Annotated in this window: 7 protein-coding genes; 3 read left to right on the forward strand and 4 right to left on the reverse strand. The window is 77.4% G+C overall.

The window, feature by feature from the left end; translation table 11 throughout:
• Nucleotides 1–152 precede the first annotated feature (152 nt).
• Genes fxsT through A6F73_RS00390 form a run of 3 tightly spaced genes read left to right on the forward strand, consistent with a single transcriptional unit; the run spans nt 153 to nt 9,089 of the window.
• Nucleotides 153–6,803, forward strand: a complete 6,651-nt coding sequence (gene fxsT, locus A6F73_RS43845; RefSeq protein ID WP_063345884.1) for an FxSxx-COOH system tetratricopeptide repeat protein — start codon at nt 153–155, stop codon at nt 6,801–6,803.
• 4 nt (nt 6,804–6,807) lie between these two features.
• A complete protein-coding gene (locus A6F73_RS00385) occupies nt 6,808–8,064 on the forward strand; it encodes a CHAT domain-containing protein (protein ID WP_063345885.1) in 1,257 nt (418 codons plus the stop codon).
• Nucleotides 8,061–9,089, forward strand: a complete 1,029-nt coding sequence (locus A6F73_RS00390) for a hypothetical protein (RefSeq protein ID WP_244293238.1) — start codon at nt 8,061–8,063, stop codon at nt 9,087–9,089. The genes A6F73_RS00385 and A6F73_RS00390 overlap by 4 nt, the downstream gene beginning before the upstream one ends.
• Nucleotides 9,090–9,132: 43 nt before the next feature.
• Here A6F73_RS00390 and A6F73_RS38925 read toward each other — a convergent pair whose 3' ends face one another.
• The 4 genes from A6F73_RS38925 to A6F73_RS00410 are packed head-to-tail and all read right to left on the reverse strand — an operon-like array spanning nt 9,133 to nt 15,725.
• Nucleotides 9,133–10,836: a thiopeptide-type bacteriocin biosynthesis protein gene (locus tag A6F73_RS38925; RefSeq protein WP_079135309.1), complete on the reverse strand. Its 1,704-nt coding sequence runs from the start codon at nt 10,834–10,836 to the stop codon at nt 9,133–9,135.
• Between the two features lie 28 nt (nt 10,837–10,864).
• Complete coding sequence (locus A6F73_RS00400; protein WP_079135310.1) at nt 10,865–12,769, reverse strand: TOMM precursor leader peptide-binding protein; 1,905 nt, start codon at nt 12,767–12,769, stop codon at nt 10,865–10,867.
• Nucleotides 12,766–14,565, reverse strand: a complete 1,800-nt coding sequence (locus A6F73_RS41205) for a hypothetical protein (protein WP_063345886.1) — start codon at nt 14,563–14,565, stop codon at nt 12,766–12,768. Before A6F73_RS41205 ends, A6F73_RS00400 begins: the two co-directional genes overlap by 4 nt.
• Nucleotides 14,562–15,725 (reverse strand): lantibiotic dehydratase C-terminal domain-containing protein, encoded by a 1,164-nt coding sequence (locus A6F73_RS00410; protein WP_063345887.1) that lies wholly within the window; start codon nt 15,723–15,725, stop codon nt 14,562–14,564. Before A6F73_RS00410 ends, A6F73_RS41205 begins: the two co-directional genes overlap by 4 nt.
• Nucleotides 15,726–15,797: the final 72 nt, after the last annotated feature.

Consider the following 15,797-nt stretch of genomic DNA (forward strand, 5'->3'; position numbering starts at 1 on the left):
GGTGTGCATGATCATCCGGGTACGCTACCGTCCGGTACCGACAGTGGTGCGCCCGGCTCCGGGTGACCGGCGGAATCCGGTGACACGGCGCCCGCCCGCGACTACGGTGGGCGGGCGGAACCGTACGTGGGGGTGAGGGCGCCGAAGTGTTGATGTCCAGGACGACGCATGTCCGGCCCGAGGGCGGCCTGCCCGACCACGAGGCCTTCGACCAGCGCCGCCGCCCGGTCTCACCGGCCACCGCCGGGAACCCGCACGCCGAGCAGCGGGCGGCCGTGCTGCCGCCCGAGGCGGCGCGGGCCGCGCTGACCGTCGAGGCGAGCGCCCCCGCTCCCAACCTGCCGCCCCGCGCCGCGGACCGACTCGTGGGCCGCGACGGCGCGTTGCGGGCGATCGCCGAGGCGCTGTCGGACGGCGACGGCAGCGGGCTGGTCACCCAGGCCACCACGCTGCACGGCCTCGGCGGGGTCGGCAAGACCACCGTCGCGCTGCACTACGCCTACGCCGAAGCCACGCACTACCGGCTGATCTGGTGGATCACCGCCGAGTCCGAGGAGCAGCTCGCCGAGGCCTTCGCCGACCTCGCCGTCCACCTCCACCCCACCTGGGCCCTCACCGCCCCGCCCGGCCAGCAGGTCGAGTGGGCGCTCGCGTGGCTGCGCGCCCACGACCGCTGGCTGCTCGTCTACGACAACGCCGAGGACCCGGTCCACCTCACCCCCTATCTCGGCCGGCTGCTCGGCCGCGGCCACCAGTTGGTCACCAGCCGCCGCGCCGGCGGCTGGCACCCCGGCATCCGCCCGGTGCGGATCGACGTCCTCGACGCCCCCGAGGCCACCCGGCTGCTCTGCGGCGCCGCCTACCCCGGGGCGCGGGCCGAACAGGCCGAGGTGCTCGCCCTGGCCGACGAACTCGGCCACCTCCCGCTCGCCCTCGCCCAGGCCGGCGCCTACGTGCAGCAGACCGGCACGACCTTCGCCGCCTACCGCGAGCTGCTGCGCACCAGCAGCCCGGCAGGCCCTGACGCCGGCTCCGGCACCGGTACCGGCTCCGACACTGGCTCCGGCGCGGTGGCCACCGTCTCCCGGCTCTGGCACACCACCCTGCGCACCGTCCAGGCCACCACCCCGTTCGCCGTCGAGCTGCTGCGCACGCTCGCCTGGTACGCCCCCGAGGCGCTGCCGCGCGAAGCCCTGACGCCCTTCGGCGCGCGCCGCCCGGCCGAGGTCGACTCCGCACTGCGGCTGCTCGCCGACTACAACCTGATCACCCTCGGCGACACCGTCACCGTGCACCGCCTGCTCCAGGGCGTGCTGCGCCGTTCCGACGGCGCCCGCCCGCTGCGCCGGCGCGCCGAGCAGCAGCTCGCCGAGGCCGCCGCCCGGCTCTGGCCGACCGCCGGGCCCCGGCTGCGCCGGGCGCTGCTGCCGCACATCCGCGAGCTGGCCGCCGGCGGCCCGTCCGAGCAGCCCACCCCGCAGACCGTCGCGCTGTACCGGCTGGCCGCCGGCGAGCTGACCGACCGGGCCCAGCGGGTGTTCGCCATCCCGCTGGTCACCGCGATGGCCGACGGCCAGACCCGCCTGCTGGGCGCCGACCACCCCGACACCCTGGCCACCCGGGGCCGGCTCGCCGAACTCCACGCCCGGGCCGGCGATCCGGCCCGGGCCGTCGCGCTCTGCCGGGCGGTGGTGGCCGACCGCACCCGCCTCCAGGGCCACGACCACCCGGCCACCCTCGCCGACCGCAGCACCCTCGCCCACGCCTACCGCAAGGCGGGTGAACACCGGTGCGCCGTCGAGGAGTTCCGCGCGGTGGTGGCCGACCGGGCCCGGGTGCTCGGCGCCGACAGCCGGGAGACCCTCACCAGCCGCGCGGGCCTGGCCTACGCCCTCCAGGTGGCCGGTCAACACCAGGCGGCGGTGGCGGAGTTCGAGCGGCTGCTGGCCGACGCCGGCCGGGTCCTGGACGACCCCGACCACCCGGACATCCTGGCCCACCGCAACGGGCTCGCGTACGCCCAACTCACCGCCGGACAGCACCGGTTGGCCATCACCCTGTACGAGCAGGCGGTGGCCGACCGGGCCCGGGTGCTCGGCGCCGACCACCCCGACACCCTCACCAGCCGCGACTGGCTCGCGGCCGCCCACGTCGTCGCGGGCGACCACCGGGCCGCGGTCGCCGGGTACGAGGCGCTGGTCGCCGACCACGTCCGGGTGCAGGGGCCGGACCATCCGCAGACCCTCTTCGCACGCGGCCGACTGGCGACGGCCTACTGCGAAGCCGGGCACCCGGCTTCGGCGGTCGCCCGGTTCACCGATCTGGTCCGCGACTACACCCGCGTCCTCGGGCCCGACCACCCCCACACCCTGGACGTGCGCAGCGGTCTCGCCCACGTCCACCGCGAGGCGGGCCAACTCCGGACGGCGGTGGACGAACACCGGGCGCTGGTCCGCAGCCGCTCCCGCGTCCAGGGGCCGGACCACCCCGACGCCCTGGAGGAACGCAGCAACCTCGCCTACGCGCTGCGCGTCGCGGGCCGGACCGACCACGAACTGGCCGAGTTCGAAGGCCTGGTGGCCCACCGCGCCCGCATCCAGGGCCCGGACCACCCGGACACCCTGGACGAACGGTCCAACCTCACCCGCACCCTGCTGCTGGCCGGGCGCCCCCGCGCGGCGCTCGCCGAATGCCGACGGCTCCTCGCCGACCGTGAGCGGGTCCACGGCCCCGACCACCACGAGACCTTCGAGGCCCGGCTGAGCCTGGCCCGGGCCCTCGGCGACGCCGGCGACCACCGACAGGCGGCGGAGCTGTGCGACCGACTCGTCGCCGACCGGCTGCGGGTGCTCGGCGCCGACCACCCCGCCGTCCTCCACACCCGTGGCTGGCAGGCCTGGCTGCACGGCGCGGCGGAGCACCACCGGCAGGCCGTGGAACTGCGCACACGGCTGGTGGCCGACTACGACCGGGTCCACGGCCCCGACCACCCGCAGACCCTCAACGCCCGCACCGGCCTGGCCTACGCCCTCCAGTGCGCGGGGCGGATCCGGGAGGCGCTCGCCGAACGCGAACGGGTGCTAGCCGACCTGACCCTGGCGCTCGGCGCCGGGCACCCCACCACCCTCAGCGCCCGCCTCCAGCTGGCGCGGACCCACGACGAGAGCGGCGACCACCCGCGCGCCGTGGAGCTGTACGCGGAACTGGTCGCCGACTGCGTCCTGCTGTACGGCGAGGAGCACCCCCGCACCCTCAGCGCCCGGTGGTGGCTCGCCTCCGCGCACGGGGACGCCGGGGAGCACCGGCGCGCGGCGGACCTGTACGAAGCGCTGGCGGCCGACCGCGCCCGGCTCCAGGGCCCCGACCACCCGGAGACGCTCAACACCCGCTGGTGGCACGCCGACAGCTGCCGGGAGGCGGGCGACCACCGGCAGGCCGTCACGCTGTCCGAAGCCCTGGTGGCCGACCACGCCCGCGTCCACGGACCGGAACACCCCGACACCCTGGGCGCCCGCCTGGCGCTGGCGCAGGCACTCACCGCCGCCGGCCGGCACCGCCGGGCGCTGGAGCTCCACCAGGAGCTCGTCGCGGACCGGGCCCGGCTCCAGGGCCCCGACCACCCGGACACCCTCAATGCCCGCTGGTGGCTGGCACACGACTGCCAGCGGGCCGGCGACCACCGCCGCGCGGTGGAGCTGTACGACGCACTGGCGGCCGACCGCAGCCGGATCCTCGGCGCCGACCACCCCCAGACCCTCACCGCCCGCTGGTGGCAGGCGAACGGCCACCAGCGGGCCGGCCACCACCGCCGCGCGGTGGAGCTGTTCGACGCACTGGTGGCCGACGACACCCGGATCCGCGGTGCCGACCACACCGAGACCCTGGCCACGCGCGCCGGACTGGCCTGGGCCACCTCCGCCGCGAAGGACCACCGCCGCGCCATCGCCCGCTACGAGGCCCTGACCGCCGACCGCACCCGGATCCACGGCGCCGACCACCCACTCGTCCTGGACGCCCGCGGCTCCCTGGCCTGGGCGCACGGCGAGGCGGGCGAGCACCGCCGCGCCGCAGAGCTGCACTCCGCGCTGGTGGCCGACCGCACCCGGCTCCAGGGCCCCGACCACCCCGAGACCCTCGACACCCGGCGCTCGCAGGCGGCGGGCCACCGCGAGGTCGGCGAACTCGACCGCGCCCTGGAGCTGTACGAGGCACTGGTCGCGGACCTGGCCCGGGTCCTGGGCGCCGACCACCCCACCACCCTGGACACCCGGCTCAGCCTGGCCCGGACCTGCCGCGACGCGGCCGAGCACGACCGCTCGGTGGGCCTGTTCCGGGCCGTGGTCGCCGACTACGAACGGGTGCTCGGACCGGACCACCCCGACACCCTCGACGCGCGGCTCGGCCTCGCACGGTCGGTGGTGGCGGCGGGCGACCACCCCGCCGCCGCCGAGCTGTACACGGCGCTGCTGGCCGACCAGGAGCGGGCGCAGGGCCCGGACCACCCGGACACGCTCACCACCAGGTGGTGGCAGGCCGCCGCCCACCGCGACGCGGACGACCAGCGCCGCGCGGCCGAGGCCTTCGGCGCCGTCGCCGCCGACCGGGCCCGGGTGCTCGGCGCCGACCACCCGGACACCCTCAACGCCCGCTGGTGGCAGGCGTCCTCGTACCGCGCGGGCTACGACCTCCAACGCGCGCTCGACCTGGCCGCGCCCCTGGTCGCCGACACCGAGCGGGTGCTCGGACCGGACCACCCCGACACCCTCGGCACCCGGTTCCTGCTGGCCTGGACGTACCGGTCGGGCGGCGACCACCGCCCCGCGACGGAACTCGACGAGGCGCTGCTGCGGGACCGGATCCGGCTCCAGGGCCCGGACCACCCCGGCACCCTCGCCTGTCGCGGCAGCCTCGCCCAGGACCGCCGACTCGCGGGCCTCCTGCACCAGGCCGAGGCCGAACGGGAGGCACTGGCCGCCGACCGTGCGCGCATCCACGGCCCCGACCACCCGGACACCCTCCACCAGCTCTCCCAACTCGCCGAGACCGTCCTCGCCACCGGCGAACTCGACCGCGCCACAGCCTTGTTCACCGAGCTGATCGCCCACCGGAGCCGGGTCCAGGGCGCGGACCACCCGGACACCCTCGGCGAACGCTCCAGCCTCGCCTCCACCCACGCCCGCGCCGGCCGGCAGCGGCAGGAGATCGTCGAACGGGTGATGCTGCTCGCCGACCACGAGCGCGTACACGGCCAGGACCACCCCGACGCCCTCACCGCGCGCGCCGACCTCGCCCACGCCCACCGCCGCCGCTGGGAGCACGACCGCGCCGACGCGCTCTACCGCGCTCTGCTGGCCGACCGCACCCGGATCCTCGGTGCCGAACACCCCGACGCCCCCGACGCCCTCGACTCCCTCGACGACCGGGACAGCATCGCGCTCAACCTCGTCGAGGCCGGCCGGTACGCGGAGGGCGCCGACTGCTACCGGGAGGTGCTGGCCGCCGTCGAATCGGCCCTCGGTCCGGAACACCTCCTCGCCCACGCCGTGCGGTACGGCCTCGCCCAGGCCCTGGTGCTCGCCGGGGACCACGCCGGCGCGATCGCCGAACTGTCGCCCCTGACGCCGGACTGGACCCGACCCGCCGGCCCCGCCCTGCCCGGCCTCGTCCGGTCCGGGTGCGTCCTCGCCCTCGCCCGCCACCTCAACGGGGAGCACGACGCGGCGGTGCGCCTGGCCGCCACCCTCGCCGCCTGCGCGGACGACGCCCTCGGCAGCACCGACGACGCCACCCTCACCGCCCGCGAGGCCCACGCGCTGCTGCTGGCCTGCGGCCCGCGGCCGCTGCGCGCCGTCGTCCGGCTGGAGGAACTCGCCGAGGAGTGCGCCGCGAGCCACGGCCCCCGCAACTCCCTCACCCTGAGCATCCGCCAGAGCCTCGCCCACGCGCGGCTGCGGGCCGGCGACGCCGTCGGGGCGGTGCGGGTGTACGAAGGCATCGTCGCCGACCGGATCCCGGCCGGGGCACTGCTGACCGGACACCGGCAGGCCGACGACGTCGCCGTCAGCCTCGGCACCCTGCGCCCCGGGCTGCTCCCGGTGTTCCCCACGCTGGCCGTCGGCCTGGCCGCCGCGCTCGCCGCGAGCGGGCGCCGGGACGCCGCCCAGGGCCTGCTGGCGGCCGTCCACACCGCGCGCCGGACCCTGATGGGCCCCGGCCATCCGCTGGCGGTGGAGAGCCGGACGGCCCTGGCCCGACTCGACGGCGGCGCAGCCGAGTCGTCGACCCGACTCGACGGCGGCGGGCCGCAGTCGCTGCCCGCCGCACCCGTCCGCGCGGAGCTCGGCCCGGAACCGTCCGAACCGGCCGCGCTGATCCGGCGCTCGCGCGGGTCGCGGCACCGCCCCCCGGCGCCCGCGCCGGCCAGGACGGCCTGGCGGCCCCGGCTCACCCTGCTCGACGAGCCGGCGGTGGGGGCCGCCGTGCACCTGGAACTGCGGCTGGAACCCGAGGTGCCGCAGAGCGACCCCGGCGCGCTGCCGGGCCTGCGCCTGGTGGCCGTCACCGCCTCGGACGCCGTGCTCGATCCGCCCGTCGCCGACTACAGCCCCGCCGGGGAGCCCGTCCGCTTCGCGCTGACCCCGTCCGTGCCGGGGCCGCACACCGTCCGGATCACCGTCTACGACCGGGGGCACGGCGCCGTGCTCCAGGACCTGTGCGCCGTCGTCGACGTCCCGCCCGACCCGCAGGCCCCCGCCATCGCCCAAGCCATCACCGTCGCCGACATCGCCCAGGACGAGGAGTAATCGCGTGGCCCGGGACCTCCTCGTCGAGATCCGCCAGAACCCCTCCGCCGACTTCACCCGGCTCCCCCGGCAGCAGGCGCCGGACGCCCCGCAGGCCAAGGAGCCGGCCCCGCTGGACCTCGTGGTCTCGCTGCGCCGCCACCGTGACGACCTGTTCGTCTCCGCCTTCCGGCCCGGCGAGCGCACGCCCTGGTCCCGCCCCCACCGCGCGGAGCTGAAGGTGTCCGCCCCCGCCCTGCTCGCCCGGGCCTCCCGGCTGCGGACCGTCTGGCGCGACCGCCTGGTCCAGTACGACCCGGAGCCGATCGGCGGCTACCCCTTCGCCCAGGCCGTCGACTTCAACCGGCTGGCCGGCGTCGCCGAGCGGCAGGTCGCCGAACTGGCCGAGGAGGGACGGTACTTCCTGGAGGTGATGCTCGACGGTCCGGAGCGCGAGCTCACCGTCTTCCGCGAGTACCTCACCCGGACGCTCACCGAGCACGGCTCGCTGCGGATCAGCTTCGACTCCGACCTCCACCTGCCCTGGCCGATGCTCGCCGTCGACGGCGGCCACGCCGACCCGTGGGCGGACTTCCTCGGCCACCGCCACCAGGTCGAGCAGACCGGCGCCGGCTACCCGCCGATCCAGCCGCCGTACCCGGCCCGCACCAGGCCCGTCACCAGCCTCAACACCGACGACCAGCTCACCGACGTCGGCCGGGCCCCCGAGGTCCGCAAGCTGCTGGAGGACCGCTCCCAGCTGACCGTGCGCACCGAGTCCGAGCCGCTGCTCAAGGCGCTGTCCTCCGCCGTGCTGGACGAGGACGTCATGTACTTCTGGTGCCACGGCCAGTTCGTCGCCGGCGACTCCCCGTACGAGCAGCTCGCCGTCCGGCTCTCCGACGACCGCCAGATCGACGCCGACCTGGTGCGCCGCCACCGCCGCCGGCACGCCGAGGCGCCGGACGCCATGTTCCGGCCGTTCGTGCTGCTGAACGCCTGCCACACCGGGCAGTCCACGGCCGCCGAACTGGAGCACCTCGGCCGGGCGCTGGTCGACCTCGGCGCCAACGGCGTGCTCGGCCCGCAGATCGAGATCCCGCAGGTCTTCGCCGCCGAGTACGCCTTCGCCTTCCTCGACCTCTACCTGACCGGGGAGTTCACGGCGGGCGAGATCACCCAGCAGCTGGTCCGGCGGTTCGCCCGCGAGTACCGCAACCCGCTGGCGCTCACCTACTCCCTGCACTGCGGCCTCGACAGCATCCTGGAGCTGACCCCGTGACGGCGCCCACGCCCATCGCCACCGCCACCGTCGACCTGGACGAGGAGGGCCGGCTGCTCGTCCCCGGCACCCGCACGCCGGTGCCCGAGGCCCGGATCGCCCAACACCTCGCCCGGCACCTGCGCATCCCCCCGCGGGCGACCGACGTCTACGTCTACGTCCACGGCTGGCAGACCAGCCCCGCCGCCGCCGACCGCTCGGCCGCCGCCCTGCTCACCGAGGCCGCCGCCCTGCACCGGTCCGCGCCGACCGCCTACCCCGGGCTGACCAGGGGGTTCCGCCCGTGGTGCGTGGTGGTGCGCTGGCCGTCCTCCAGCCTGCCGTCGCCCTCCGGCTACCGCCGGATCCGGGCCCGGGCGCACGCCATGAGCGCCCAGGGGCAGGCCGGGCGCGTCCTGGGCCACCTGCTCGGCTACCTGGACGCCGACCGCGGCGACCCGGCCTCGCCCCGCGTCCTGGCCAACCGCAACGGCCAGTACCTGCACCTGGTCGGCCACTCCTTCGGCGGCCGCTTCCTCTGCGAGGCCGTCCAGTACGCGGCCGACCGGCCCGCCGGGCCGCCGGTGCTGGGCTGGAGCCGGCCGGGCGACCCCACCCGGCCGTTCACCGTCGACAGCGCGCTGGTCTTCCAGATGGCCGCGCCCCGCGACGCCTTCACCCACCTCTTCCCCCGGCTGTTCCTCGGCCCCGGCCGCCCCGGCGCCCCGCTGCGCGGCCCGCTGGTGCTCACCCACTCCCGCTGGGACCGCGCCACCGGCTTCTGGCACCTGCGCGCCGAGGGCCGCCCGGGCATCGGCCACTCCGGCACCGGCGTCGCCCCCGTCCCCCAGTTCAGCACCCGGCTGCGCCCCACCGCCTCCCCGTACCCGCGCACCGAGTTGGACCACCCGATCGTCAACATCGACGCCGCCCGGGTCTACCGCGGCGGCCTGGCCACCCGCCTCAACCCGGCGGGCGCCCACTCCGACTTCCACCACCCCGAATCCGCCCACCTGCTGCTCAGCCTCGCCGCCCACTCCCGCTGACCGCCCGGGCGCCCGAGGCCGCCCGCTGATCCGACCCGAGGTATCAGATCCGCCCCAGCGGCAGCAGGTACTGCACGGGCTCGTCCAGGTCGTCCAGGCCGAGGAGTTCGTGGGCGAGGTCGTCGTGGACCCCGCCGAGGGGAATCGTGCCGAGGCCGAAGGCCGTGGCGGCGAGCAGCAGGTTCTGGGTCAGGTGGCCGGCCTCCAGCAGGCCCAGGCGCAGCGCCCGCAGGCCGTAGCGGCTGCGCAGCAGGGCGAGGTCGACGTAGACCGCGAGGACCGCGGGGGCCTCGTCGATGCCGACGGCGTCCGGATCCGCGGCCGGGCGGGAGAGGTAGGAGGAGAGGGCCTTGAGGTCGTCGAGGGCGGGGGCCGGGCCGATCGGGCGCAGCACGCGGCGCTCCGGCAGGCACTGGTAGGTGCCGGCGGGCAGGCCGTCCACGGCGAGGGCGAGCAGGCGCAGACGGACGCTGTACAGCGCACCCGCGCTCGGGTACGGGCGGTGGCCGTGGGCGGGGGCGGTGCCGTCGGCGATCGGCCGGCGCGGTTCCGGGCCCGGTGCGCACGCGGACCAGAGCACCCCGCCGAGGGTGGCGGTGGTGAGCGGGCCGGTCAGCGGGCCGCGGGCGGAGCGACGGGTGCGCAGGGCGTCGGCGAGGGTGAGCTCCGGCAGGGGCTCGGCGGGCAGCCGGACGTCGTCGGGCTGTTCCCGCGGGGCCGGGCGGGGCGCCAGGTCGCGCAGCGCGGTGTCCTCGCTGCGGCCGATCTGGAACTTGCTGCGCTCCAGGTACTGGTAGTCGGGGGCGTGCCGGTCGGCGGGGAAGAAGGCGAACGGCCGGTCGGTCTCCAGCAGCGTGCGGGCGGCGAGCCGGCAGACCGCGCGCTCCTCGTCGGGACCGACGCCGAGGCGGTTGAACAGCATGTGCAGCTGGGAGGCCCAGGCCCAGGACAGCCGCTCGGCGGCCTCGGGCGGCGAGGCCGCGCGCATCCGGTCGGCCGCGGCCGCCACCTGCCCGGCCCAGTCGGTCAGCCAAGGTGCGGCGGCGCCGGTGTCGAGTGCCTCGCGCAGGGCCCGGGCACGCCGGGCCAGCGCGTCCCGCTGCCGGGCGAACACCGTGTTGACCCTGGTGTGGACGGCCGCGCCGGGCAGCGGCCGGTACTCGGTGACCCAGCGCCAGGAGGCGGCGTGGCGGCGCAGCCAGCGGGCGGCGGAGAGGTCGTCGAGGCCGAGCGCGTGGGCGGTGGTGTGGGCGAGGTCGAGGGCGAGCGGCAGGCGGGCGGCGGTTGCGGAGGCGGCCCGCAGGGCACGGACGGCCGTGCGGGAGGAGTGGCCGAAGAGGTCCTCGGCGATCGGCAGCAGGGCCGGGCCGCCGTAGCGTTCGGTCTCGGGCTGGTAGGGCACCGCCGTCACCTCGCCGTGGCGGGGCGCCCAGGGGCCGGTGGGCGGGGTGCGGCGGGCGGCGAGGCGGGCGAGGTCGGCGGCGAGTCCTTCGGCCTGCTCCGGCGCGCCCGGGCCGTAGAAGCGGATCCGCAGGTGGGGGCCGCCCTCGCCGTAGCGGATGAAGAACCAGTCGGCGTCCGGGTCCGTCGTCAGCCCGTCCATCAGGGGGGCGAGGTCGTCGGTGACGAAGGCGTCGGCGTCCCGGGCGGTCAGGGGAAGCGCGAGGTGCAGGCTCTGCCAGTGGGTGGTCGGCCGGTGGTGGGTGGTCGGCCGGTGGTGGGTGGTCGGCCGGTGGTGGGTGGTCATCGGGTCCTCGGGGAGGGGGTCGGGGCCGTCACGGGAACGGGTGCGGGTGGAGGGCCAGGTCGTCGTGGTGCAGCGGGCGGGGGCTGCGGCCGAGCCGGTGCGGGACGGCCAGCAGCCGGGGCAGGCCGCGGGTGCGGCGGTTGACGTGCCCGAAGGTCATCGGGAGGGTCCCGGGGATGACGACCTTGGCGCAGTGCAGGCCGAGCCGTTCGCGGACCCCGGGCTCGTCCTGGGTGACCACCACGACGTCGAGGCCCTCCTCGGCGAGCCGGGCCACCGTCCGCTCCAGCAGCAGGGTCAGGTCGGTGACCGGCTCGGGGGCGCCGGGCCAGCGTTCGGGCCAGGGCACCGGGGGCGGGCCGGCGAAGAGGAAGTCCAGGCGGGGCTGCGCCTCGGGCAGGGTGTTGAGGCCGACGTGGTCCTCCAGGCCGACCACCAGCTCGGGGCGTTCCAGCATCGGCCGCAGCCGGTTCGGGTCGCGCGGCCCGCCCGGGGTGGCCGGGCGGTGCGCCGCCTCCTGCACGTTGGTGACCACTTCGGCGACGGCCGAGCGGATCGCCGCCCGCGGGTCGTGGTGGGCGCCGGCCGCCAGGAAGGTGCGCGGGGCGTCCGGGTGGCTCCCCCGGTAGCGGCAGAGGGCGATCACGGCGGGAACGCCGAGGTCGTTGGTGGCGTCGAGCAGGGTGAGCCGGTAGCCGAGCAGGCGCGCGCGGTCGGCGAGGTCGGCGACGGCCGGGTCCTCGACGGGGACGGCGACGCCGGGCAGCGGGGTCCGCGCGTACCAGGCCATCAGGAAGGCGTCCCGCTCGGCGACCTCGAACAGCCCGTAGAGGGCGGCCTCCTGGGGGCTGTTGCCGAGCCCGCAGCCGTTCGAGGACTCGTAGACCACCCTGGGGCGGTCCCGGTCCGGGAGCTCCCAGTAGGCGACGTGCTCCGGCACGGCGAGCGGGCGCGCGTGGGTGAGGGACCAGCCGTGGACCCAGTCCAGCACGAGGTCGGGGGTGTACGGGACGGTGGCCCGGTTCGGGTGCCCGTGGTGCGCGGGATCGGGCAGCCCCAGCCGGACGGGGTCGAGGACGGCCTCGGGCCCCAGGTCGCGCGCGAGGTCGCCGTAGGAGCCCCGCAGGACGGTCCTGCGACCGAGCGGCCGCATGCCCGCGAAGCGCTCGACGCTCTCGAACAGCGCCACCCGCTCGCTGGACCGGAAGTCCACGGCCCGCCCGTAGCCGCCGTCGTCGAGCAGCCGGCCGTCGGTGACCCAGGCGGTGGTGAGGGCGAACGCCGAGTCCTCGGTGCGGAACAGGCGCCGGACCGGGCCGAACCGCTCGTCGTACAGCTCGGCACGCAGCCGGTCGTTGGCCCTGCCGTCGGTGCCCGTCAGGTCGTTCGCGCCGCGCAGCACGGCCGGATCGGGCAGCGGGCGGGGTGTCAGGGGCAGCCGGGCGGCGGCGGGCGAGTCGGCGGGCAGCGGGCGGCAGACCGGGCAGCCGCCGACGGGGCGGACCAGGTGGGTGGACCAGGTGGCGCGGTCGCCGTGGACGAGGTGGACGGTGGCGTGCGGCCCGGAGTCCGCCCGGTCGGCGGCGAGGTCGGCGGCGAGCGCGGCGACCGCCTCGGTGAAGGCCGGGGTGCCGGTGCCCGCGAGCGCCAGTGCGGGGCTGTGCCAGGGCACCCGGCCGCCCGCGGTGGCCAGGCGCTGGTACTCGGTGCAGCTCAGACAGGCCGACGCCCCCGGCTCCAGGACCGGCCCGACGACCGTCAGCGCGCCGTCCTCCCGTACCGGCACCAGTCGCACCGGGTGCTCCAGCGCGTGGCGGCTGAGTCGGGCGGCCAGGTCGAGGGTCCAGCTGGTGAGGTGGACGACGGCGGTGCCGCTCGTGGTCGCCAGCGCCCGCTCGGGGTCGAGGACCGGCAGGTCGGTGGCGGTGGTCATGGGTGGCCTCCGGTGGTCACGAGAACCGTGAAGCCGCAGCCGTCCAGGGCGTTCGCCAGGGGGCGGGCGGCGGCGGTGGCGGGCTGCCAGGGGTCGGCGCGCAGCCCGGTCAGGCGGCCCAGGGATTCGCGCAACGCCGCTTCCCGGCGCGCGAGTTCGGTGATCCAGCGGTCCGTCCAGCCCTCGTCCGTCCAGCCCGGGTCCGTCCAGCCTGGCTCCGGGCGGCCTGGGTCCGGGCGGCCTGGGTCCGGGCGGCCGGCCGGCTGCCGCCGGGCGGCGAGCGGGGCGGCGGCGCCGGTGAGGGTGGTGTGGTGGGCGGCGGACAGGCCGTGGCCGGCGGCCATGAGGCGGGTCAGGGCGGACAGGGCGGCGACGGCGACCGCGTCGGCGGGGGTGGCCTCGACGGCCCGGCCGAGGACAGTGCCGGCGGTGGCCACGACGGCCAGGAAGGCCTGCTCGTCGGCCAGTTGGCCGAGCTCAAGCTCGGGAGCGTGGCCGAGGCGCCGGGCCAGCACCGCCCACCAGTGCGCCGCCTGGGGGTGCTCCCGCCAGGCGGCCCACGCGAGGGGGCGGCCCTCGGACGGGCAGGCGTGGGCCGCGCGGCGCAGGGCCCGGCCGAGTGCGTGGTCCGGGTCGGCGCCCACGACTGGGGCGGTCGGGTCGAGTGCGGCCAGCCCGAGTTCGGCGGCCCGGCAGGCGGCGGCCAGCCGGGCCAGGTCCGTCCGGGCCGCACCGGCCACCAGAGTGCCGGCGGGTGTGCGGCAGGAGACCAGGGCCGCCGGCAGTTGCGGCAGGCCACCGGGCGAGGGCGCCTCGAGTACGCCGAGGCGCGGATCGCCGAGTGCGGTGACCCTGCGCAGGGCCTCGGCCAGGCCGTCGGGCGGCCCGGCGGTACGGCCCGGGCCCGCCGCCCACGGGTGGTAGTCGGCGCGCGGCGGGCGGGCCTCGGCCACCAGCACCGCCGGGCGGCCGACGAGCAGCCGCGGATCGCCGTCCGGATCGCCCGGGTCCGGCAGGCCGGCGACCGCGCAGAGCAGCCGCTGCGCCGTCGCGGCGGCGAGCAGGGCGGGGAGCGTCGCGGGTGGTGGACCCGCACCCGCCGGCGTGGCGTCCGCCCGCAGGCGGGCCGAGACGGCGGCGGCGTCCGCGCGGACGCGGGCCGGGTCGGCGGGCGCGGTCACGAAGCCGCCGTCCGCGTCGCACTGCATGGCGACCGCCACCGGCGGATCGCTCACGGCGGCCACCACCCGCCCGACGGGCAGGCCGGCCTCGGCGAGGACGGTCGACTCCGCCCCGCCCCGGGCGAGGGCCCGCGCCACCGCCCGGGCACCCGGCCCGTCGGGGTCCGCGGCGGACACCACCGGGCGGGCCGCGGCCAGGGCCGCCGCGGCTGCCGCGGGCCGGGCGGCCACCGAGGCGGGCCACGGCGGGAGTTCGCGGCCGTCGGGGCGGCCCGGCCGGTCGGCGCCGTCGGGGTGGTCAGCGCGGTCGGGGTGGTCGGGGTGGTCGGGGTGGTCGGCGTTCCCGGGGCGGCCCGGCTGGTCGACCAGCAGGTCGTACTCGCGCAGGCGTGCGGTCACCGTGGCGAGCGCCGCCTCCACCCGGGCCGGAACGGCCTCCGGGTGCCCGTCCGCCTCGGGGCCCAGCCGGGCCTCCAGGAGCTTCCACAGGGCCGGCAGCGCCCGACTGCCCTCCAGGGTGAGGCTGGTACCGCGCCCCCGCAGATGCAGCCCGTCGCGCAGCGGCGTCACCGCCACGCCCGGGCGCAGCCGGGGACGGGGCTCCGGGGCCGTCATGCCGCCCCCTCGACCACGGCGATCACCTCGTCGACCCGGTCCCGCCACTGGTGCCCGGTGAGCTCCGGCACGCTGCGCACCACCAGATGGGCGGCGAGGTAGCGTTCCACCGGCCGGACGTCACAGATCGCGAGCAGCCTGTACAGGCCGTTGGTGCAGGCCCGGTAGATCAGGTAGTCGGGGCGGCTCCACATCGTGCCCGCCGGGTCCGACCGGTGCAGCAGCTGGTGGAACTCGCTGTAGACGGTACGCAGTTCGGGGTTCCACCGTTCGGCGGTGGCCCGGTCCCCGAGCGCGGCGGCGCGGTCCCGGTACTCCGACCGGTCGCCGCCGAGGTCGGCCCCGGCCGCCAGCAGTTCCTCCGCCCGGCGCCAGGCCGTCGCCGACCAGCGCGCCCAGTCCCGCTCCCAGCCCTTCGCCCCGCCGTCGACGATCCGGCCGACCAGTGCCGTGACGGCCCGGCCGCTCCCCTCCCAGTGCCGCTCGAACGCGTCCCGCAGCCGCCCGTCCGGATCCTCGTGGACGAGGAAGTCCTCCAGGTGCGAGAGGAAGGAGTAGTGACCGCCGATCAGCCCGTCCGGGTGGGCGGCCGCATGCGCCGCCAGCGCCGCCGCCACCAGTTGGACCCTGGCCTGCGGCGTGTCGCCGTGCGCCCCGAGGAAGTCGCAGGCGGAGCCGACGGCGGGCAGTCCGAGTCGCAGCAGTTCGTCCCGCAGAGCCGCCGCGTCGGGCCCGAGCAGCGCGTCCAGGGAGGTCGCGGCCCCGGCCTCGACGGGCTCCACCCGGACGGTGTTGTCCGGCACCAGCGGACCGTAGGGCGGCGCGACCAGCTCGACCCGCCCGGCGACGGCCGCCTCCGCCAGCACCTGGGCGTCGGTCCGGTCCGCGACGGACGGATGGGCGGCCGTCCACGCCCGCAGCGCCGCCGCGGAACGCTCGGCCGCGGCGGCCACCCGGTCGGCCGGGCCGGACAGCCGCAGGCGCAGGTGCGGTCCGAACCGCCAGTGCCGCTCGACGTGCACGCCCAGGCCGTCCCCCGCCGCCTGCCGGGCCAACGGCAGCACGGCCTCGCGCAACGCCCGGGCTTTGGTGGGCTGGTAGTAGTACAGGACCACGTCACACGCCGTCACGGCCCGCGGGCCACCGGCCGGATCACTCATCGAACGCCTCCTCGACGCTGCACGGATGGACCTCTACGGATGGGCCTGCACGGATGGGACTTCGTCTCCACT

It is taken from the genome of Streptomyces sp. MJM8645, from assembly GCF_001625365.1.
In the GTDB taxonomy this organism is placed as follows: domain Bacteria; phylum Actinomycetota; class Actinomycetes; order Streptomycetales; family Streptomycetaceae; genus Kitasatospora.

Coding starts and splice junctions, on each gene's coding strand:
- fxsT (WP_063345884.1), top strand. CDS start 153: ATGTCCAGGACGACGCATGTCCGGCCCGAGGGCGGCCTGCCCGACCAC.
- A6F73_RS38925 (WP_079135309.1), bottom strand. CDS start 10,836: ATGACCACCCACCACCGGCCGACCACCCACCACCGGCCGACCACCCAC.
- A6F73_RS00400 (WP_079135310.1), bottom strand. CDS start 12,769: ATGACCACCGCCACCGACCTGCCGGTCCTCGACCCCGAGCGGGCGCTG.
- A6F73_RS41205 (WP_063345886.1), bottom strand. CDS start 14,565: ATGACGGCCCCGGAGCCCCGTCCCCGGCTGCGCCCGGGCGTGGCGGTG.
- A6F73_RS00410 (WP_063345887.1), bottom strand. CDS start 15,725: ATGAGTGATCCGGCCGGTGGCCCGCGGGCCGTGACGGCGTGTGACGTG.